At 66.0% G+C, this 19,024-nt stretch carries 17 protein-coding genes; 8 read left to right on the top strand and 9 right to left on the bottom strand.

Features of this window, described 5'->3' with window-relative positions; all coding sequences use genetic code 11:
- Positions 1–45: 45 nt before the first annotated feature.
- From smc to D6B98_RS29000, 3 genes are all read right to left on the bottom strand, one after another.
- A complete protein-coding gene (smc, locus tag D6B98_RS29010) occupies positions 46–3,510 on the bottom strand; it encodes a chromosome segregation protein SMC (protein ID WP_126260455.1) in 3,465 nt (1,154 codons plus the stop codon).
- A 218-nt stretch (positions 3,511–3,728) separates the two neighbouring features.
- Entirely contained in the window at positions 3,729–4,385 is a 657-nt protein-coding gene (locus tag D6B98_RS29005; protein WP_126260454.1) for a DsbA family protein, read from the bottom strand.
- A gap of 134 nt (positions 4,386–4,519) precedes the next feature.
- Positions 4,520–5,017, bottom strand: coding sequence for a DUF721 domain-containing protein (locus D6B98_RS29000; RefSeq protein ID WP_126260453.1), 498 nt, complete (start codon positions 5,015–5,017; stop codon positions 4,520–4,522).
- 162 nt (positions 5,018–5,179) lie between these two features.
- Between D6B98_RS29000 and mutY the strand changes: the two genes are divergently transcribed.
- Positions 5,180–6,298, top strand: coding sequence for an A/G-specific adenine glycosylase (gene mutY / locus D6B98_RS28995; RefSeq protein WP_126260452.1), 1,119 nt, complete (start codon positions 5,180–5,182; stop codon positions 6,296–6,298).
- A 53-nt stretch (positions 6,299–6,351) separates the two neighbouring features.
- Positions 6,352–6,771: a PaaI family thioesterase gene (locus D6B98_RS28990; RefSeq protein ID WP_126260451.1), complete on the top strand. Its 420-nt coding sequence runs from the start codon at positions 6,352–6,354 to the stop codon at positions 6,769–6,771.
- Positions 6,772–6,952: 181 nt separating this feature from the next.
- On the opposite strand, the gene D6B98_RS28985 is transcribed toward D6B98_RS28990, so the two are convergent.
- Complete coding sequence (locus D6B98_RS28985; protein ID WP_126260450.1) at positions 6,953–8,230, bottom strand: flavin-dependent oxidoreductase; 1,278 nt, start codon at positions 8,228–8,230, stop codon at positions 6,953–6,955.
- A gap of 123 nt (positions 8,231–8,353) precedes the next feature.
- Between D6B98_RS28985 and D6B98_RS28980 the strand changes: the two genes are divergently transcribed.
- Positions 8,354–8,974, top strand: a complete 621-nt coding sequence (locus D6B98_RS28980; protein WP_126260449.1) for a glutathione S-transferase family protein — start codon at positions 8,354–8,356, stop codon at positions 8,972–8,974.
- 100 nt (positions 8,975–9,074) lie between these two features.
- Here D6B98_RS28980 and D6B98_RS28975 read toward each other — a convergent pair whose 3' ends face one another.
- Positions 9,075–9,998, bottom strand: coding sequence for a LysR family transcriptional regulator (locus D6B98_RS28975; RefSeq protein WP_126260448.1), 924 nt, complete (start codon positions 9,996–9,998; stop codon positions 9,075–9,077).
- A 91-nt stretch (positions 9,999–10,089) separates the two neighbouring features.
- On the opposite strand from D6B98_RS28975, the gene D6B98_RS28970 reads away from it, so the two are divergent.
- The 3 genes from D6B98_RS28970 (at position 10,090) to D6B98_RS28960 (ending at position 13,091) form a co-directional block, all read left to right on the top strand.
- Positions 10,090–10,533 carry a nuclear transport factor 2 family protein gene (locus D6B98_RS28970; protein ID WP_126260447.1) on the top strand — a complete coding sequence of 148 codons (444 nt, stop codon included), beginning with the start codon at positions 10,090–10,092 and terminating at the stop codon, positions 10,531–10,533.
- Between the two features lie 86 nt (positions 10,534–10,619).
- Complete coding sequence (locus D6B98_RS41515; RefSeq protein WP_126260573.1) at positions 10,620–10,754, top strand: YjiS-like domain-containing protein; 135 nt, start codon at positions 10,620–10,622, stop codon at positions 10,752–10,754.
- A gap of 327 nt (positions 10,755–11,081) precedes the next feature.
- On the top strand, positions 11,082–13,091 hold the full coding sequence (locus D6B98_RS28960) for a HAMP domain-containing methyl-accepting chemotaxis protein (protein ID WP_164718937.1): 2,010 nt from the start codon (positions 11,082–11,084) through the stop codon (positions 13,089–13,091).
- A gap of 57 nt (positions 13,092–13,148) precedes the next feature.
- Here D6B98_RS28960 and D6B98_RS28955 read toward each other — a convergent pair whose 3' ends face one another.
- From D6B98_RS28955 to D6B98_RS28945, 3 genes are all read right to left on the bottom strand, one after another.
- Entirely contained in the window at positions 13,149–13,835 is a 687-nt protein-coding gene (locus tag D6B98_RS28955; protein ID WP_126260445.1) for a glutathione S-transferase family protein, read from the bottom strand.
- A gap of 125 nt (positions 13,836–13,960) precedes the next feature.
- Positions 13,961–14,287 carry a hypothetical protein gene (locus D6B98_RS28950; protein ID WP_126260444.1) on the bottom strand — a complete coding sequence of 109 codons (327 nt, stop codon included), beginning with the start codon at positions 14,285–14,287 and terminating at the stop codon, positions 13,961–13,963.
- A gap of 189 nt (positions 14,288–14,476) precedes the next feature.
- The gene (locus tag D6B98_RS28945; RefSeq protein ID WP_126260443.1) at positions 14,477–15,607 is read right to left on the bottom strand and encodes a site-specific DNA-methyltransferase; all 1,131 of its coding nucleotides are present in this window, start codon (positions 15,605–15,607) and stop codon (positions 14,477–14,479) included.
- Positions 15,608–16,031: 424 nt separating this feature from the next.
- Here D6B98_RS28945 and ypfJ point away from each other — a divergent pair, with 424 nt between their 5' ends.
- Both ypfJ and moaB read left to right on the top strand, forming a co-directional pair.
- Positions 16,032–16,973 (top strand): KPN_02809 family neutral zinc metallopeptidase, encoded by a 942-nt coding sequence (gene ypfJ / locus D6B98_RS28940; protein WP_126260442.1) that lies wholly within the window; start codon positions 16,032–16,034, stop codon positions 16,971–16,973.
- Between the two features lie 221 nt (positions 16,974–17,194).
- Entirely contained in the window at positions 17,195–17,758 is a 564-nt protein-coding gene (gene moaB / locus D6B98_RS28935) for a molybdenum cofactor biosynthesis protein B (RefSeq protein WP_126260441.1), read from the top strand.
- 289 nt (positions 17,759–18,047) lie between these two features.
- On the opposite strand, the gene D6B98_RS28930 is transcribed toward moaB, so the two are convergent.
- The gene (locus tag D6B98_RS28930) at positions 18,048–18,977 is read right to left on the bottom strand and encodes a bifunctional helix-turn-helix transcriptional regulator/GNAT family N-acetyltransferase (protein ID WP_126260440.1); all 930 of its coding nucleotides are present in this window, start codon (positions 18,975–18,977) and stop codon (positions 18,048–18,050) included.
- Between the last annotated feature and the right edge of the window lie 47 nt (positions 18,978–19,024).

Here is a 19,024-nt window from a genome sequence, read left to right as displayed (position 1 = left end):
GCCTTCGCGGATGATGACGTCAATGGGTGGAGGACGAGAGCAGCCTCACGCCACGTTCTGGTCGAGAATGTCCACGGCCTCTTGCAGGCTCACCGACACCAGCTGGGAGACGCCGCGCTCGGCCATGGTGACGCCGAACAGGCGGTTCATCCGCGCCATCGTGATCGGGTTGTGTGTGATGATGATGAAGCGCGTGTCGGTCGAGCCGGTCATCTCGTGCAGGAGGTTGCAGTAGCGTTCGACGTTGTGGTCGTCGAGCGGCGCGTCGACTTCGTCCAGCACGCAGATCGGCGAGGGGTTGGTCAGGAACACCGCGAAGATCAGCGCCATCGCGGTCAGCGCCTGCTCGCCGCCCGAGAGCAGCGACAGCGTCTGCGGCTTCTTGCCCGGGGGCTTGGCGATGATTTCGAGACCGGCTTCCAGCGGGTCGTCGCTCTCGATCAGGTGCAGCGCGGCTTCGCCGCCGCCGAACAGTTCGACGAACAGCCGCTTGAAGTGGTTGTTGACGACCTCGAACGAGGTCAACAGCCGCTCGCGCGCCTCCTTGTTGAGACTCTGGATGCCCTGGCGCAGCCGCTTGATGGCCTCAACGAGGTCGTCGCGTTCGGTGACCAGGCCGTTGTGCTGGGTCTCGACCTCGCGCAGCTCCTCTTCGGCGCGCAGATTGACGGCGCCGAGACGCTCGCGGTCGCGGCGCATCTTTTCGAGGTCTTCCTCGATGTCGTGCAGCGGCGGCAGCTCGGCGCCGGGCTCGATCTCGGCAAGGCCCGCGACGGCCTGCGGCTCGACCTCCAGCATGTCGCGGATTTCGCGCTCGACGTCTTCGAGCCGGCGGCGGGCGCCTTCCATGCGCTCCTCGGCGCGGGCGGTGGCCTCGCGGGCGCTGGAGAGCGCCTCCAGCGTCAGCTTGGCGACGCGGTCGGTCTCGGCCATCGCGCTTTCCGCCGTGGCGAGCGCGTCGGCGGCCATGCGGCGGTCGTTCTCCGCGTACTCGATCTCGGTGATCAGCGCGCTGCGCTTCTCGGCGAACACGGCGGGCGCGTTTTCGAGCTCGCTGCGCTCGATCGTGAGCTCGGCGATGCGGGCCTGGATCGTGTCGATATGGGAGGCCGCGCTCTCCTTGCGGTTCTGCCACTCGGTGCGCTCGGCGAGGATCGCCTGAACGCGGCGGTCGGCGAGCTCGGCTTCGCGCGCCAGCGCCTGCGCTTCGGCGCGGACCTGGGCGGCGATCCGGCGGTGGCCTTCGATGTCGCTGCGAACGGCGGCGAGACGGGTCTCGGTGTCCTCGCTCGACGGCAGCTCGCTGATGCCGGCCTCGGCATATTCGTAGGCGGCCTCGGCCTCGGCGCGGTCGGCGGCGAGACGGCTGTGCGCTTCCGACAGCGTCGCCTTGCGCGCGGCATGGCGGCTGATCTCGCGCTCGGCATTGGCATGACGCTCACGCGCGACGTTGAGCTCGCGCTGCGCAGCGCGCCAGGCTTCGCGGCTGGCGCCTTCGGTGCTCGCCGCCATCTGCAGCTCGGACTCGGCGTTCTCCAGCGCCTGACGCTTGATCTGCGCATCGATGCGGGCCTGCTCCAGCTCGTTCTCGATGTCGACGAGGCGGGCGCGCTCGGCGAGGCGGCGGGCGGCGCCGGTCGGGGCATGCGCGGCGGCGACAAAACCGTCCCAGCGCCAGACATCGCCTTCGGGCGAGACCAGCCGCTGGCCGGTCTTCAGCTGCGAGACCAGCTCGGCGCCGCGCTCGCGCGGCACCACGCCGATCTGGGCCAGGCGGCGGGCCAGCTCGGCCGGCGCCTGCACGTGGTTGGCGAGCGGCACGGCGCCTTCAGGCAGCTCCGGATCGCCTTCGGTGTGGCCGACATTGGTCCAGCGCATCGGCGCCGATGGGTCGATCGGGGCGTCGAGATCGTCGCCGAGCGCGGCGCCGATCGCCTTTTCAAAGCCCTTGTCGACGGTGATGCCGTCGATGATCGGCGGCCACAGATTCTTGGTCTCGCCGTTGACGATCTTGGAGATCGTGCGCGCCTCGGTCTCAAGGCGCTGCACGCGCTTGTCGGCCTCGACCAGCGGCGAGCGCGAGGATTCCAGCGTCTGGCGGGCCGCGACGTGGGCGGCTTCGCTGGCCTGTGCCGCAGCTTCGGACGCCGCCAGCGTCTCTTCCGCAGTCTGGACCAGCGCGGTCAGCTCGTCGAGGTCGCCGAAGCCGCCGGTCGCCTCGGTGAGCTTCTGCTCTTCCGCGGCGACGTTCGCGATCTCCTGGTCGAGCCGGGCGAGCTTGTCACGGTGGGTGCGGACGTTGGCCTCGAGCTGATTGCGCTTGGCGGTGAGGTCGGCGAGCGCGGTGGTGAGCTCGGCGAATTGCTGCTCGGTTTCGGTCAGCACCGCCTCGGCCTCGGCGACACGCTCGTCGACGCCGGAGCGCTTCTCGACGCGCGACTTGATCTCTTCCTTCAGCTCGGCGTCTTCGGTGTCGAGCCGCTGCAGCGCGACGTCGGCATCCATGGTCTGCTGCTGGGCACGCGAGATGTCGCCCTCGAACTGGGCGAGGCGGCGCTCGAGCTCGGCGACGCGCTCCTTGGCGCGCTCTTCCTCGCGGTCGAGCAGCTCGCGGGCATTGGTGAGGCGCTGCAGCCCGGCCGCAGCGCGCGCTTCGGCATCGCGCAGTGCAGGCATCTCCGCGGCGCGGATCGCCTGGATGCGGGCGGCCTCGGCCTGGTGCTGGGTGCGCTCGGCCATCTCGCGGACGGCGAGGTCGTGGGTCTGGCCGGACTCATTGACGTCGGCATGGGCGCCGATCCAGCGCAGATGGTACAGCGTTGCCTCGGCCTTGCGGACCTTGGCCGCGACCTCGCGATAGCGCACCGCCTGGCGGGCCTGCTTCTTCAGGCCTTCCATCTGGCCGGAGAGCTGGCCGATCACGTCCTCGACGCGGGTGAGGTTGGTTTCGGCCGCCTTCAGCCGCAGCTCGGCTTCGTGGCGGCGGGCGTGCAGGCCGGCGACGCCGGCGGCGTCTTCCAGCACGCGGCGGCGCTGCTCGGGCTTGGCCTGGATGATCTCGCCGATCTTGCCCTGGTGGACGAGCGCGGGCGAGCGCGCGCCGGTGGCGGCGTCGGCGAACAGGATCTGCACGTCACGGGCGCGCACGTCGCGGCCGTTGATGCGATAGACCGAGCCGGCCTCGCGCTCGATGCGGCGCGAGATTTCGAGCAGCTGGCTGTCGTTCATCGCCGCGGGCGCAGTGCGATCGGCATTGTCGATCGTCATCGTCACTTCGGCGTGGTTGCGTGCCGGACGGTTGCCGGAGCCGGCGAAGATCACCGCGTCCATGTCGGCGGCGCGCAAGCTCTTGTAGGAGGTCTCGCCCATCGCCCAGCGCAGCGCCTCGACGAGATTCGACTTGCCGCAGCCGTTGGGGCCGACCACGCCGGTCAGGCCGGGCTCGATGACGAAGTCCGTGGGCTCAACGAAGGACTTGAAGCCGTGAAGGCGCAGGCGGGTGATTTTCATAAGCACGCATCTCTGTTGGCAGGCGCGAATCCCCCTGCCGGGACAATACCATGGAAGGCAATGTCGGTATCCGGGCGAGTCGCGCGAGGCGCCTCATGCGGCTGGACAATGGCCGCGGTGGGCAGCGAGGGCAACCGGCGAAAGCCGCTTTTCCCAAGGGATTTATGCCGGGAAAGATACGGCTGTCGGATGCGCGAATCAGAGCTGTCGCGTGCGAATCAGCTCTTCAGCAGCGGATTGATCTTCTTGGCGAACTCCTCGAACGAGGTTTCGCCCTTGATCTTCTCGCCGTTGATGAAGAAGGTCGGCGTCGAATCCACCTTGAGCACGTCGCTGGCGTATTTCTGGTCGGCGGCGATCTTGTCCAGCAGCGCCTGGTCCTTCAGGCAGGCTTCGACCTGCTGCTGGGTGAGGCCGGCCTGCTTGCCGATCCGGGTCAGGGTCTCGGTGGTGTTCTTCACCACCCAGTCGTTCTGCTGGCGGAACAGCATGTCGGTGACCGCGAAGTATTTCGGCGCGTCGTCCTTGGCGATGCAGCGCGACAGCATGGAGCCGGCGGCGGCTTTGATGTCGAGCGGGAACTCGCGGAAGATGTAACGCACCTTGTTGGTGTCGATGTATTCCTTCTTGATCTTGGGGAATACCTGCTCGTTGAAGACGGCGCAGTGCGGGCACGTCATCGAGGCGTATTCGGTGATGGTGACGGCGGCATCCTTCGGGCCGAGCGCCATGTCGGGCAGCGACACCGGCTTGGCGACGTCGGCGGCCGACTGCGCCATCGCGTCGGAGATGAAGCGGAGCGGCGAGAGCCCGGCGAGCGCGGCAAGCCCGGTCAGCGACAGCATCGTGGTGAAGGCGCGGCGGGTGATGATCACGGTCGGCTCCCGAATTGGCGTGGTCTCGCCCCGAGGTTTGGCAAGGTTCCCGGGCGGCCTGTCGCTAGCTTGAAACGTGGTTTGAGGCAATGGCGCGCGACAGGGATCGGTCCAGATTGGCCGCGAAATGAGGCTCAATTTCGCTTGATGGCGGCCCCGAGCCGGGCCAGCGCCGTCTTCAGTTCTTCGTCTTCAATCTCCCCCAGGCTCTCCGCCACCTTGGCGACGCTCTTGGGGTCCGGCGGGGCGGGCCGCTTCCGGGCCTGGGGCCGCGACAGCGGGGCCTGGCGGAAGGCCAGCTTGCCGACCGCGCTCCAGCCGAAGAAGCGATTGACCCGCTCCAGGATCACGTCGGCGGAGTGCTGGATCTCCAGCGCCATCGGCCCCTCGACCCGCAGCACCAGGGTCGCCGGCTGCTGCGGCTGCCCCTCGACCGGCCGCGGCCATTGCATTTTCAAGGGCTCGGCATGGGCGGCGATCTCGGCTCCCGCAATCTGCGCCCACCGCGTCACCAGCTCGCGCGCCGCGAACCCCTGCTTGGCATAGGCCTCGGCAAAGACGTCGTCGAGCAGGATCCCGAGCGGCTTGGCGCTGATGGGGCCGGGTTTGAAGATGGGACCGGATTTGGACATGGCGCCTTATAGCATTTCGGCGGGCGGGCCACATGCGCATCGCCGTCATGGCCGGACTTTGTCCCGGCCATCCACGTTCTCCCGCGAAGAAAGACGTGGATGCCCGCGACAAGCGCGGACATGACGTGGAGAGATCGGCTCAACGTCGGTTAGGGTAAGAGCATGAGCCCCAGATCTGCCCTCAAGGCCAGGCCGGAACCCGCGCCGTCGAAAGCAACATCACGCCCGAACCTCCTGCTCGCCTGGTACGACCGCCACCGCCGCCGGTTGCCCTGGCGCGCCGCGCCGGGGCAGGCGTCGGACCCCTATCGCGTCTGGTTGTCGGAGATCATGCTGCAGCAGACCACGGTTAAGGCGGTCGGGCCCTATTTCGAGAAATTCGTCGTGCGCTGGCCGGATGTCACGGCGCTGGGAAGCGCCTCGCAGGATGACGTGCTGCGGATGTGGGCAGGGCTCGGCTATTACTCCCGCGCACGCAACCTCCATGCCTGCGCCGTCGCGGTGACGCGCGCGCATGGCGGCATCTTTCCGGACACCGAGGAGGGCCTGCGCGCGCTGCCGGGGATCGGGCCGTATACGGCGGCGGCGATTGCGGCGATCGCCTTCGACCGCCGCACCATGCCGGTCGACGGCAATATCGAGCGGGTGGTGTCGCGGCTCTTCGCGGTCGAGCAAGAGCTGCCTCAGGCCAAGGCGCTGATCCAGCAACTGGCGGCGACGCTGCTGGCCGACAGCCGGGCCGGAGACAGCGCACAGGCGCTGATGGATCTCGGCGCCTCGATCTGCACGCCGAAGAAGCCGGCGTGCTCGCTGTGTCCGCTGAACGAGGATTGCATCGCGCGTGCGCAAGGCACGCAGGAGACCTTCCCGCGCAAGGCGCCGAAGAAGAGCGGTACGTTGCGGCGCGGGGCCGCTTTCGTCGTGACGCGTGGCGATGAGCTGCTGGTCCGCAGCCGGCCGGAAAAGGGGCTGCTCGGTGGCATGACGGAGGTGCCCGGCTCGGATTGGCTCGCCGGCCAGGACGATGCGACCGCCAAGCGGCAGGCGCCCGAGTTGAAGGGATTGTCACGCTGGCAGCGCAAGGTGGGCGTGGTCACCCACGTCTTTACGCATTTTCCGCTGGAGCTCGTGGTCTATACGGCGAAGGCGGCGGCGCGCACGCGCGCGCCCGAGGGCATGCGCTGGGTGCCGACCGCGACCCTTGCCGGCGAAGCGCTGCCCAACGTCATGCGCAAGGTCATCGCACACGCGCTGGATCTTCCACCGCGCCGATCCTCCTGACAGCACGCTGGCAGCAGCGTTGCGCTATCGGGGGTGCGAACCGGAGGCTGCCAATGGTCAAGACCGCACTCGACAACTTTCCAAGACCGCCCTGTGCCGAGCTGCTGGGATGGCGCCTGCTCGACGCCCGTCCCGAGGAAGGCTGGATCAGGCTCTCCTTCGAAGGCAAGCCGGCGTTCTGCAACCCCGCAGGGTTCATTCAGGGCGGCATGCTCTCGGCCATGCTCGACGACACCATGGGGCCGGCGGTGCTGGTGATGAGCGAAGGCCGGCTCTACACGACCACCATCAGCATGACCGTGAATTTCCTCAGCCCCGCACGGCCTGGGACGATTATTGGCGAAGCCAGGGTGACGCAGCTCGGCAAGACTATCGCCTTCGTCGAGGCGAAGCTGATGGCGGAGGACGGCACGGTGCTGGCGACAGCGAGCGCGAGCGAGCGGCTGCTGGAGGCGGCGAGGGCTGTGAAGTAAGGCGGGCACCACTCTTTCGCTCCCTCGCCCCGTTCTTACGGGGAGAGGGTGGGGTGAGGGGTCTCTCTCTCCGGGTGAGATTGTCGTGAGACCTGTGCCCCCTCACCCGGATTGCATCTTCGATGCAATCCGACCTCTCCCCGCAAGCGGGGCGAGGTGAACAGGAGCTCGCGGCGAACGCTCAAACCCCAGCGCGCGCACCTGCGCTCACGATCGGCGGCTTGGCGTTCAGCGCCTCGACCTGAAACCCCGCGACGCGCTTGTAATTGGCGGCGATGTCTTCCAGCTCTTTTTGCGACAGCACGTCGGTGACGGTCTTGTAGCCGTCGGGCGCGCGCTCCTCGACCAGCTGCATCACCTGCTCGGGGCCGTTCTTGCGGTTGAGCAGGACGAGATCGGTGGTGGCGGGCCGGCGCTCGGCCTCATAGGCGAGCAGCGCCGCGCTGGTCGGTCCATGCGCGAGAATCTCGCGGGTGATGACGCGGGCATCGAGGATCGCCTGCGAGGCGCCGTTCGATCCGATCGGATACATCGGATGCGCGGCGTCCCCCATCAGCGTGACCTTGCCGAAAGTCCATTGCGAAACCGGATCGCGGTCGACCAGTGGATATTCATAGGCATGCGGGCAGTCTCTGATCAGGCCGGGCACGTCGAGCCAGTCGAACTGCCAGCTCTCGAACCAGGGCAGGAACTCCTCCAGGCGCGCGGTGCGGTTATAGTCCTCGCGCCGCCACCGATAGGTCGGCGGCATATGGCGCTCGGCGACCCAGTTGATCAGATGATTGCCGTTCGCGTCCGGCTCCTTGCTGATCGGATAGCAGACGAATTTCAGGATCTCATGCCCGGCCATGATCATGGTGCGGCCGGTGAGGAAGGCCTTCGCCGGAGTGACGCCGCGCCAGAGGATACGGCCGTTCCAGATCGGCGGGCCTTCGTTCGGATAAAGCTTTTCTCGCGCGGCGGAATGAATGCCGTCGGCGGCGATCAGGATCGCGCCTTCATGGGTTCCGGCGGCCTTGCCGGTCGCGCGGTCGATGAAGTCGGCGCGCACGCCCTCTGCGGTCTCGGTCCAGCCGGTCAGATGATGGCTGGTGAGAATGTTGTCGCGGCCGAGCCGCTCGATCGCGGTATCGAGCAGCAGCTGTTGCAGCGTGCCGCGATGGATCGAGAATTGCGGGCATTTATAGCCGGCCTCCAGCCCGCGCGGCTCGCTCCAGATCGGCTTGCCATGCTTGGAGAAATAGGCGAGCTCGCGCGTCCGCACGCCGCTGGCATCCAGCTTGTCCAGCAGCCCGAGCTCGATCAGCTCGCGCACCGCATGCGGCAGCACGTTGATGCCGACGCCGAGCGGCCTCAGCTCGGCGACGCTCTCGAACACTTTCACGGGAACGCCGATCTGGTGCAGGCTGAGCGCAAGCGTCAGCCCGCCGATGCCGCCACCGGCGATGAGTACGGTCATGAGATCCCCTCCGATTGAAGGCGTCTTGGCACAGGCGGGCGGCGGTGGGCAACTGCGAAGAGGTCGCCTATGGACGGCGCGGCGGAGGGCCGCTAACCTCGGATTTTCCCCACGAGGTCCGACATGCTCAAGCTCTACTACGCCACCGGCACCTGCGCGCTCGCCACCTACATCACCCTGGAGGAGGCCGGAGCCGACTACACGGCCGAACGGTTGAGCTTCAAGGACAACCAGCAGAACAGCCCTGATTATCTCAAGATCAACCCGAAGGGCCGCGTGCCGGCGCTGGTGACCGATCGCGGCGTCCTGACCGAGACGCCGGCGATGCTGGCCTATCTCGCCCAGACCTTCCCGAAGGCGAAGCTCGCGCCGCTCGACGATCCCTTCGACTTCGCCCAGGTGCAGTCGTTCAACTCCTATCTGTGCTCGACCGTGCACATCAACCATGCCCACAAGATGCGCGGCGCGCGCTGGGCGACCCAGGAGAGCTCGTTCGCCGACATGAAGGCGATGGTTCCGAAGACCATGGCGGCCTGCTTCGCGCTGATGGAGCAGAAGATGTTCAGGGGACCCTGGGTGATGGGCGAGCAGTACACGATCTGCGATCCCTATCTGTTCACGATCGCCACCTGGCTCGAAGGCGACAGCGTCGACATCAATGCGACGCCGAAGATCGCCGATCACTTCAAGCGCATGTCGGAGCGCCCCGCGGTGCGCAAGGTGATGGAAGCGCAGAAGGCGTAACAACGTTCCGGCTTTGTAGGGTGGGCAGAGCGAAGCGTGCCCACCATCGGTTCGTTGCCGCGGAAGATGGTGGGCACGGCGCTTTGCGCCTTTGCCCACCCTACGAGAACTTGCGCTTGGCTTGCTCCAGCTCCCGTCCCGTCTCCAGCATCAGCCGTCGCAACCAGATGGAGCCGGGGTCCATCTGCGCCCGGGTCGGATGGAACATGAACTGCTCGTCGATCCCGGGATCGAGCGGCGGCGTCACTGTGACGAGGCCGAGTTGCTTCGACAGTGCGGCAATCAGCCGGCGTGGCACGAAGGCGACGAGGTCGGTGCGCGCGGCGACGTGCAGCGCTTCGAGATAGCCCGACACCACCAGCGAAATGTGCCGCTCGATGCCCTTGCTGCGCAGCCAGGTGTCGATGAGATCTTCGGCATTGCCGCGAATGATGACGCCGACATGACGCGCGGCGAGGAACGTCTCGCGCCGCTTCAGCTTCGCCGTCATGGGATGGCCGCGCCGCACGGCCAGCGCATCGCTGTCAGTGTAGAGCAATTGGCGGTGAAAGCCCTTGAAGGCGTTGCCGATCGAGATCACGAGATCGATGGTGCGGGCGAACTCGGCGTGAAAGATCGCAGGTCCCCGCCATGGCACGACGTCGATCCGGACGTTGGGCGCAGCCCGCGTCACCTTCTCCATCAGCGGCGGCATCAGCAGCTCGACCGCCAAGTCCGGCATCATCAGGCGGAATTGCCGCTCGCTGCGCGCGGCATCGAAGTCGTCAGGCACGAACAGCCCGCGCACCTGGTCGAGCGCCTGAGCGAGCGGCGCGCGCAGGGCCTGCGCCCGCGGCGTCAGCTCCATCCGTGCGCCGGTGCGCACCAGCAGCGGATCGCCGAAGATATCGCGCAGGCGCTGCAAAGCGTGGCTGGTAGCAGGCTGTGACAGGCCGATCCGCATCGCCGCGCGGCTGACATTGGCCTCGCGCAGCAGCGCGTCGAGTGCAGTCAGCAAATTGAGGTCAAGCGAAGTCAAATTCATGCTGTGAATAGATATCATATTCTCTATCGATTTGAAGAATTCTCTTCCCTCCCGGAAGATCTCCGTGTTCTCACCAAACGGAGATGCCGCCATGAGCGCTGCCGCCAACAAGAAACTGATGCAGGATATTTTCGCCGCTGCCGCCAATCCCGATCCGGCCGCGCGCGATCGCGCCTTGTTCACCGCAAGCCTTGCCGACGACGCCAAATGGGTCGTCACCGGCCAGTATTCCTGGTCGCGCACCTTTTCGGGCAAGGAGGCGATCCTCAACGATCTGCACGGCTATGTGCGCACCCGCCTGCGCGACCGCACGCGCACGGTCGCGCACCGCTTCATCGCCGACGGCGACGTGGTCGTCGTGGAGGCCAAGGGCGACAACGTCACGCCTGAGGGCGTGCGCTACGACAATGACTACTGCCTGGTGTTCCGTCTCGAGAACGGCAAGATCAAGGAGATCCGCGAGTACTGCGACTCGATCCTGACGGAGAGGGCGCTGGGCCCGTTTCCGCAAGCAGCGATGAGGGCTGCGAGCTGACCGGGTTGAGCGCCATCTGGTCCGCCAGCTGGAGGCGTCCGCTCCGGTTTGCATGGGTCGTGCCGGTCTTCCGATCGCTGGCGGAGATGGTCCGGATTCAACGGCAGCGCTCTCGCCAGCGCTGCCAACTCGCAGCCATGAGCGAGCGGGAGCTTCAGGACTGCGGGACGTCTCGTTCGGAGATTGAGTTTCAGCTGAAGCGGCCCATCCGACGAAAATGAAGGTGAAGAGGCAGGAATTCAGCACTGCGGATTGCGGGAGGCCACCATCTAACAAGCACGCATTCTGGCAACCCCATGCGGTTATCTGCATGGGGGTGCACGCCTTACGCCGAGGCGTCGCGCAACTGGCTACAAAATCAGCAGATTTTGTGCGCGCCGCTTTGGCGCGCGCGAAAAATGGGAAGGTTCAATTAACGAGTGTCCGCCATTGTGTCGCGGTGCAGCGTGGGTCGCAAGGACGCGACTCACGGCTGCCGGGGTGGCCGGTGACGATCGCCGGACTCGTTCGGCCGCTCGAAGTGAAATGCATCGTGGTGGACAGTGGGAATGCCGAAGTTTCGTTTGCGGATCAGGGGACGCCTGTACGCAGGCTTCATGGCCCTGGTGGCGGTTGGTCTCGTGATGGCCGTGGTTGCCATCTGGAATTTGCGGGTGGTGCAGGATCAGGTCGCAAGACAATCCGCGCTCTCGGACAGCACGGCGCGGGTGCTGGAAATCTCGACCCACCTTCAGGCCATCCAGCGCGCCAATCTGCGCTACGTCTACGATGCCAACGAACCCGCGATGAAGGAGGCGCAAGAGCGGGAAACTGCGGCGACCGAGCTGTTGCGGGTCGGCGCGAAGGGCACGCTCTCGGAGGAGCGGCGCGCGCTCTACAACGGCCTCATCGACGACGTCGCCAAGATGCGACGCCTGCGTGACAATCTCGGAGACGCCGTCAACGAGGCGCGGACGGGCAAGGCGACGTTGCTGCCGAGCGGCGAGGAGCTGGCTGTCAAGATGGGCAAGCTGGTCGATACGGCGCGCGCAGCCGTCGACGAAGACACCGCAGCCCTCGTTGCCGACCTCGAATCCAGGGTCCTCCTTGTCCGGGTCGCAAACTGGCGTTTCCTGGCGCTGCGCGACACCCAGGGGCCGGCCAACTTCCGGGCCAGTGTGGACAGGGCGGCGCAACGGCTCGCGGCGATCGAAAAGAGCCCGCAGGCAGCCGAATTGCGAACCACGCTCGCGCCGGTGAAGACCGCGCTCGGCATCTACAAATCCGCGTTCGAGACGACCTCCGCCGCGATGCTCCAGGCCGACGAGATCTACCACAAGAGCCTCGCGCCCCTCATCGTTGACAGCATCGGCCGGCTCAAGGTCGCTGAAGCGACCCTGAAGAAGGACTATCAGGATTCGCGCACCCACGCCGAAGACGTGATCGCCGGCACGACAACCGTTCAGGAGATTGCAGGCGGTCTGGCCATCCTGTTCGGCGGCATCGTCGCCTTCCTGATCGCCCGCAGCATCGTCGGTCCCCTGACCTCGATGACGCGTGCGATGGGGCTGATTGCCGGCGGCAATCTCGCGGTCGAGATCCCCGGTCGCGGCAAGGCCGACGAGATCGGCGACATGGCCAAGGCGATCCAGGTGTTCAAGGACAATATGATTGACACCGAGCGCATGCGCGCCGAGCAGGCCGAGCTCGAGGAGCGGCAGGCCGAAACCCGCAAGAAGGACATGGTCAGGATGGCTGACCAGTTCGAACAGGCCGTCGGCGAGATCGTCAACACGGTATCGTCGGCGTCGAACGAGCTCGAAGCCTCCGCCGGCACTTTGACCACGACCGCCTCGCGGGCGCAGGATTTGTCGACGGAGGTCGCCAGCGCCTCGCAGGAGGCCTCGGCCAATGTGCAGGCGGTCGCCTCGGCGACCGAGGAGCTGTCCTCCTCGGTGTCCGAGATCGCCCGCCAGGTGCAGGAATCCGCCCGGATCGCCGGCGAGGCCGTCGGTCAGGCGAGCAGGACCAACGCGCATGTCGGTGAACTCTCCAAGGCCGCCGCGCGGATCGGCGACGTGGTCGAGCTGATCAGCACCATCGCCGGCCAGACCAACCTGTTGGCGCTGAATGCCACCATCGAGGCGGCGCGCGCCGGCGATGCCGGCCGCGGCTTTGCCGTGGTCGCTTCCGAGGTCAAGGCGCTGGCCGAGCAGACCGCGAAAGCCACCGGTGAGATCGGCCAGCAGATCTCCAACATCCAGGCTGCGACCGAGCAATCGGTCGGCGCCATCAGGGAGATCAGCGGCACCATCGAGCGGCTGTCGGAGATTTCGTCGACGGTGGCCGCCGCCGTGGAGCAGCAGGGCGCGGCGACGCAGGAGATTTCCCGCAACGTCCAGCAAGCGGCGCATGGCACGCAGCGCGTCTCGACCAATATCGGCGACGTGCAGCGCGGGGCGTCGGAGACCGGATCGGCCTCGTCGCAGGTGCTGTCCGCGGCGCGCTCGCTGTCGGCCGACAGCAACCGGCTGAAGCAGGAAGTCGCCAAGTTCCTGAGCTCGGTTCACGCCGCCTGAGTCTTGAAGGCAAAGGGCCGCGCGCAAGCGCGTGGCCCGACCGGTGAGGTCGCGCGATCAGGCGACCTTGGTCGTCATGTGCTTGAACATGTTGGCGCGCGCCTCGTCGTCCATCTCGGCCTTGAAGGTGAACTTGTCCTTCAAGGCGATCGCGCGCGCTGCGGCGGGCCGCGCCGAGATCTCGTCCACCAGCCGCTTCACGTTCGGGTATCGCGCAAAGGCGTCGTCACCGAGCTTGAACGGCAGCATCCGCGCCCAGCCCCACAGCGCCATGTCCACGATCGAATAGCTGTCGCCGACCATGTAGCGGCGGCCTTCGAGGTGAGCATCGAGAATCCTGTAGTGGCGATCGGTCTCGTACTGGTAGCGGTTATGGGCGTAGTCGTGGTTCTGGTCCTTCGGCGCGAAATGCTTGAAGTGCACCGCCTGGCCCGAATAGGGGCCGACGCCGGTGGCGACGAACATCAGCCATGACAGCGTCTCGCCGCGCAGGCTCGCGGCGGGCAGGAACTTGCCGGTCTTCTCGGCGAGATAGAGCAGGATGGCGTTCGAGTCGAACACGATCGTCCCATTGTCGTCGATCGCCGGCACCTTGCCGTTCGGATTGATCTTCAGATAATCGGGCGTGAATTGCTCGCCCTTGCGGGTGTCGATCTTCACCGGCTCGAAAGCAAGGCCGCTCTCTTCCAAATAGAGCGCGACCTTGGTCGGATTCGGCGATCCGTTGAAATAGAATTTGAGCATCGATCTCCCCAGGGTTTGTTGCCAGGCACGCATGCAGCGTCGTTGCCGCGCCGCCTCTCTTGCCCGAACCGGGTCGGAGAGAGCAACCGGCGAGTTTGCCGGGCGGTGTCTGCGCGCCACGCAGATCAGCCGGCATAACAAAGGCCGATTGCCGCCGTAACAATCATCGCCACGCCGACCGCCTCCAGGCGCAGCCCGAGGCGCGCGGCGAGATGCATGTCGGAGGCCCGCGCGGCGCGCTCCGATCCGCGCGCGTAGCCGTGCACGATCACGTCGTGATTGAAATTGTCGTGAGCCTCGTTGCTGCTGGCGAGCCCGACGCAGATCACGAGCACGCCGAATAGTGCGAGGCCGAAGAAGCCGAGCAGGGCGATCAGGAACATCGGAAACATGCCGACCAGGAAGATCGGCAGCAGCGGCACCAACAGCAATGTCTCGGACTGTCGTCGCATGAGAGCAGGCCGGCCAGGACGGAGGCTGATCGGGGAAGTCTAGTCCTCGTAGAGGTGGCTTTCAACCGCGCCGTCATTCCGGGGCGCGCCTCTTGGCGCGAGCCCGGAATCCATTGGGCCGCCTGTGCTGTAGTTGGATGGATTCCGGGTTCTCGCTTCGCGAGCCCCGGAATGACGGAGGGGAAGCGGCTATTCCGCGGCCATGCCGGCGCGGATTTCGGCGCGCAGCTCGTCGATCAGCTTGAGACCCTTCTTGGTCTCGACGTGCCAGAAGGTCCAGCCGTTGCAGGCTTGCGCGCCTTGCGCCACCGCGCCGATGCGGTGGATCGAGCCGACCTTGTCGCCGAACATGATGGCGCCGTCGGCGCGCACCAGGGCGCCGAGCTTCTTCTTGGCGTCAAACAGCTTCGTGCCGGGCATGATCATGCCGCGCTCGATCAGCTCGGAGAACGCGACCCGCGGCGCCTCGCGCGCGGTCATGAACGGGGCGAGGCTCGCTTCCGGCAACGGTTCGACCGCGGCGATACGCGCTTCGGCGGCCTTGGCGTAGGTCTTGTCGCGCTCGAAGCCGATATAGGAGCGGCCGAGACGTTTTGCGACCGCGCCGGTGGTGCCGGTTCCGTTGAACGGATCGATCACGAGATCGCCGGGCTTCGACGAGGACAACAGCACGCGGGCGAGCAGGCCTTCGGGCTTCTGCGTCGGATGCACCTTCTTGCCGTCGGCGCCCTTGAGTCGCTCCTCGCCGGTGCAGAGCGGAATCAGCCAGTCGGACCGTGCCTGCACGTCCTCGTTGGCGGCCTTCAGCGCCTCGTAGTTGAACGTGTAGCCCTTGGACTTTTCGTCGCGCGCGGCCCAGATCATGGTCTCGTGCGCGTTGGTGAAGCGGCGGCCGCGGAAATTCGGCATCGGGTTCGACTTGCGCCAGACGATGTCGTTCAGGAGCCAGAAGCCGAGGTCCTGCATGATCGCGCCGACGCGGAAGATGTTGTGATAGGAGCCGATCACCCAGATCGTCGCCGACGGCTTCATCGCGCGGCGGGCGGCAAGCAGCCAGGCGCGGGTGAAATCGTCATAGGCGGAGAACGAATCGAACTTGTCCCAGTCGTCATTGACGGCGTCGACGTGGGATTCGTCGGGGCGCTTGAGATCGCCCTTGAGCTGGAGATTGTAGGGCGGATCGGCGAATACGAGATCGACCGAACCGGCCTGAAGCTTCGACATCTCGGCGACGCAATCGCCGAGGATGACGCGATGCGAAGGAGACTCAAAATTTGTGCGGGGCGCCCTTGCAGACGCCCCGCGACGCGACTCTACCATGACTCAAGAACTCTGACTCAGGCGACGCTGTCGGCGACGCGGGACCAAACAACCGACTGACCGCTACATTGAAGCGGCAAAGTAAAAATCGACTTAACCCGCCGCTTTGCTGAGCAGGCCTCGAGTCGCGTTCTGCGTGCATGTTGTCGTGAGGATTCGCTGTGTTTTACAGGGGATTTCGCGTTTGCTTGGGTCGCGGAAGCAATCATGGCTTCAATGGGGCCGCAAATTTCTCTCGGAAAAAATTGCTCGACCCTCGGAAAAAATTGCTGGCATCGGCATGTTGCCGCACTAGGCAATTTTTGCCGACCACGATATTGATAAAAGCAACGGAAATTTTACGTGTGTAGCGCGTTGAGCTTTCGCGTTCATGCGTCCGACGAAGCCGACGAACCTGAATCAGGGACCCCAAAGGAAGGCCGCCATGCGTTACGATGACTTCCGCCGCAGCGACGACATCGAGGATCGTCGCGACGAAGGTGGCGGCTTTGGCGGCGGCGGAGGCGGCGGATTCGGCCTGCCGATCGGCGGCGGCGGGCTCGGCATCGGCACCATCATCATCCTGGGTCTCGTCGGTTACGCCTTCGGCATCGATCCGCGCATCCTGATCGGCGGCGCCGAGATCCTCACCGGCGGTGGCCATGCCCCGAGCTACCAGACCGACCGCCAGGCCTCCTCCGGCAAGCGCGGCGCGCCGACCGACGAGATGGGCAGCATGATCTCGGGCATTCTCGGCGAGATCGACGATCGCTGGACCGAGATCTTCCAGGCCTCGGGCCAGTCCTATACCGGGCCGAAGATCGTGCTGTTCCGCAACGCCACCAATGGCGGGCGCTGCGGCATGGCGCAGTCGGCGATGGGCCCGTTCTATTGTCCGCCGGACCGCACCATCTTCCTCGACACCGGCTTCTTCCGCGAGGTCGAGACGCGCTTCCGCGGCTGCTCCGGCAAGTCGGCGTGCAATTTCACCACCGCCTACATCATCGCGCACGAGGCCGGCCATCACATCCAGAACGTGCTCGGCATCATTCCGCGGGTGACGCGGCTGCAGCAGCAGGCGGGCTCGAAGGCGGAGGCGAATGCGCTCCAGGTGAAGGTCGAATTGCAGGCCGACTGCCTGTCGGGTGTCTGGGTCAATCGCGAGGCGAAGAAGCGTCCGAACTTCCTCGAGCCGGGTGACATCGAGGCTGCGCTGAGCACGGCGAGCGCGATCGGTGACGATACGCTGCAGCGCCAGTCGACGGGCCGCGTCGTCCCGGACTCCTTCACCCACGGCTCGGCTGCGCAGCGCAAGCAGTGGTTCATGACCGGCTATCAGCAGGGCACGGTCCAGGCCTGCAACACGTTCGGAGCGGGGGCGCTGTAGCGAAGATTTCGTGCCCCGGACGCAGCACGAATTATGATGCGTGATTGTGCATCTTAGGATTCAGAAGTAGTGGCGTCATCCTGAGGTGCTCGCCTCTTTGGCGAGCCTCGAAGGAGGACGAGCCCCTGGCCCATCCTTCGAGGCTCGCCCTGCGATGCAAGTGCATCGCAGCGCGCGCACCTCAGGATGACGGCGGAGGCTGGGGAAACAGGAGTGAGGTCGTGGCTTCCATCGACGAAACCAAGCAGTTCATCCCGCTCAACATCGCGGTGCTCACGGTGTCAGACACGCGCGCGCTGGCGGACGACAAGTCCGGCCAGACGCTGGCCGATCGTCTCACCGCTGCCGGCCACCGTCTCGCCGCGCGCGAGATCGTCACCGACGACGTCGAGGCGATCCGTGACGTCGTTCGCCGCTGGGTCGCGGATGCCGGCGTCGACGTCGTCATCACCACCGGGGGCACCGGCTTCACCGGTCGCGACGTCACCCCGGAGGCAATCGAGCCGCTGTTCGAAAAGCGCATGGACGGTTTCTCGATCGCGTTCCACATGCTCAGCCACGCCAAGATCGGGACGTCGACGATCCAGAGCCGCGCCACTGCGGGCGTTGCGGGCGCGACCTACATCTTCTGCCTGCCCGGCTCGCCCGGCGCCTGCCGCGACGGCTGGGACGGCATCCTTGCGGCCCAGCTCGACTACCGTACGCGGCCCTGCAATTTCGTCGAGATCATGCCGCGCCTCGACGAACATCTGCGAAGGCCGAAGGCCCAGGGCGCGACGGCGTGAGTGCGTTGTGCGGATGATGTCCAGTTGATCGAGGCACGGACTTCTTCCCTTCTCCCCTTGTGGGAGAAGGTGGCATAGGCGGCCTCCTGCCGCCGTTCCTAGGAACGCCGAAGCGGAGCTTCGGCTACGGCGCCGGATGAGGGGTGCTATCCACATGCACTGACGCTCGCGGAGGCATACCCCTCACCCAAGCGGATCTGTGTCAGCCAGCGGAGACGCCCTCTCCCACAAGGGGAGAGGGCACATTAATGTGCATCTCGCCACGATGCGCATTTCGCCCGCAGCAAGCTCACAGATCACGCTCCCAGGTCTCGCCGATCAGATCCTGCCCGAAGCTGTGGTGCGGCTCGGTGGCCACGAGCTTGAAGCCTGCACTCTTGTAGATGCCGCGCGCGGCGACCAGGATGCTCTGCGTCCACAGCGTCATCCTGCTGTAGCCCCGCTCGCGCGCGCCTTGGATGCACTGCTCGACCAGCGCGCGGCCGACGCCGAGCCCGCGTGCCTTCTTCTCCACCTGCAACAGGCGCAGCTTGGCGATCTGGTCCGTGGCCTTGACCAGGAAGACCGAGCCGACCGGCTCGCCGCCGACTTCCGCGATCCAGCAGTGCTCGCGCGCGGCGTCGTAGTTCCGAATGAACTGTGCGCAGATCTCGGCGACCAGTGCCTCGTAGCTGATGTCCCAGCTGTAGTCCGCGGCATAGGCGGCGCCCTGTCGGGAGATCACCCAGCCCATGTCGCCGACGCGATGGCTGCGCAGCATGAAAGCCGCGGGCTGGGTTCGCCGTTGCTCCAGCACGGACTCGATGGTCGCCATGGCCTGCGTGAGCCGCGATGCATCGCTGGCCGAAAGCTGGGCCAGCATTGCGGCGACCTCATTTTGCGAACTCAGGTTCAGCCTGGTGAACGCCTGGCGGCCCTTGGCGGTGAGGCTGAGCTGATATTGCCTGCGATCCGCGGGCAGGGGCCTGCGCGTGATCAGCCCCTTTTCATCGAAGCTCTGGACGATACGGCTGAGATAGCCGGGGTCGAGACCGAGCTCGTTGCCGATCTCCTTGGCCGCCAGGTCGTCGCGCTGCGCGAGCTCATACAGCACCCGGGCCTCGCTGAGGGAAAACGGGCTCTTTCCAAGATGCTGGTCGAGCACGCCAAGCTTGCGGGTATAGAAGCGGTTGAACGCGCGGACCGCTGCAATGTGGTCGTCGGTACCGTCGATCGGCATGGATCACCTCAATACTTGCCATTGTCAAATAGTTATTTGACTTTGGC

The organism is Bradyrhizobium sp. LVM 105 (assembly GCF_003957705.1).
Taxonomy (GTDB): Bacteria; Pseudomonadota; Alphaproteobacteria; order Rhizobiales; family Xanthobacteraceae; genus Bradyrhizobium; species Bradyrhizobium frederickii.
Note: the sequence above shows the minus strand (reverse complement) of the source record. Positions and strands in the feature narration are given on the sequence as shown.

Bases quoted from the DNA above. Each gene is read 5' to 3' on its own strand.
- smc (WP_126260455.1), bottom strand. From the start codon at position 3,510: ATGAAAATCACCCGCCTGCGCCTTCACGGCTTCAAGTCCTTCGTTGAG.
- D6B98_RS29000 (WP_126260453.1), bottom strand. From the start codon at position 5,017: ATGTCCAAATCCGGTCCCATCTTCAAACCCGGCCCCATCAGCGCCAAG.
- mutY (WP_126260452.1), top strand. From the start codon at position 5,180: ATGAGCCCCAGATCTGCCCTCAAGGCCAGGCCGGAACCCGCGCCGTCG.
- D6B98_RS28990 (WP_126260451.1), top strand. From the start codon at position 6,352: ATGGTCAAGACCGCACTCGACAACTTTCCAAGACCGCCCTGTGCCGAG.
- D6B98_RS28985 (WP_126260450.1), bottom strand. From the start codon at position 8,230: ATGACCGTACTCATCGCCGGTGGCGGCATCGGCGGGCTGACGCTTGCG.
- D6B98_RS28980 (WP_126260449.1), top strand. From the start codon at position 8,354: ATGCTCAAGCTCTACTACGCCACCGGCACCTGCGCGCTCGCCACCTAC.
- D6B98_RS28975 (WP_126260448.1), bottom strand. From the start codon at position 9,998: ATGAATTTGACTTCGCTTGACCTCAATTTGCTGACTGCACTCGACGCG.
- D6B98_RS28970 (WP_126260447.1), top strand. From the start codon at position 10,090: ATGAGCGCTGCCGCCAACAAGAAACTGATGCAGGATATTTTCGCCGCT.
- D6B98_RS41515 (WP_126260573.1), top strand. From the start codon at position 10,620: ATGGTCCGGATTCAACGGCAGCGCTCTCGCCAGCGCTGCCAACTCGCA.
- D6B98_RS28960 (WP_164718937.1), top strand. From the start codon at position 11,082: ATGCCGAAGTTTCGTTTGCGGATCAGGGGACGCCTGTACGCAGGCTTC.
- D6B98_RS28955 (WP_126260445.1), bottom strand. From the start codon at position 13,835: ATGCTCAAATTCTATTTCAACGGATCGCCGAATCCGACCAAGGTCGCG.
- D6B98_RS28950 (WP_126260444.1), bottom strand. From the start codon at position 14,287: ATGCGACGACAGTCCGAGACATTGCTGTTGGTGCCGCTGCTGCCGATC.
- D6B98_RS28945 (WP_126260443.1), bottom strand. From the start codon at position 15,607: ATGGTAGAGTCGCGTCGCGGGGCGTCTGCAAGGGCGCCCCGCACAAAT.
- ypfJ (WP_126260442.1), top strand. From the start codon at position 16,032: ATGCGTTACGATGACTTCCGCCGCAGCGACGACATCGAGGATCGTCGC.
- D6B98_RS28930 (WP_126260440.1), bottom strand. From the start codon at position 18,977: ATGCCGATCGACGGTACCGACGACCACATTGCAGCGGTCCGCGCGTTC.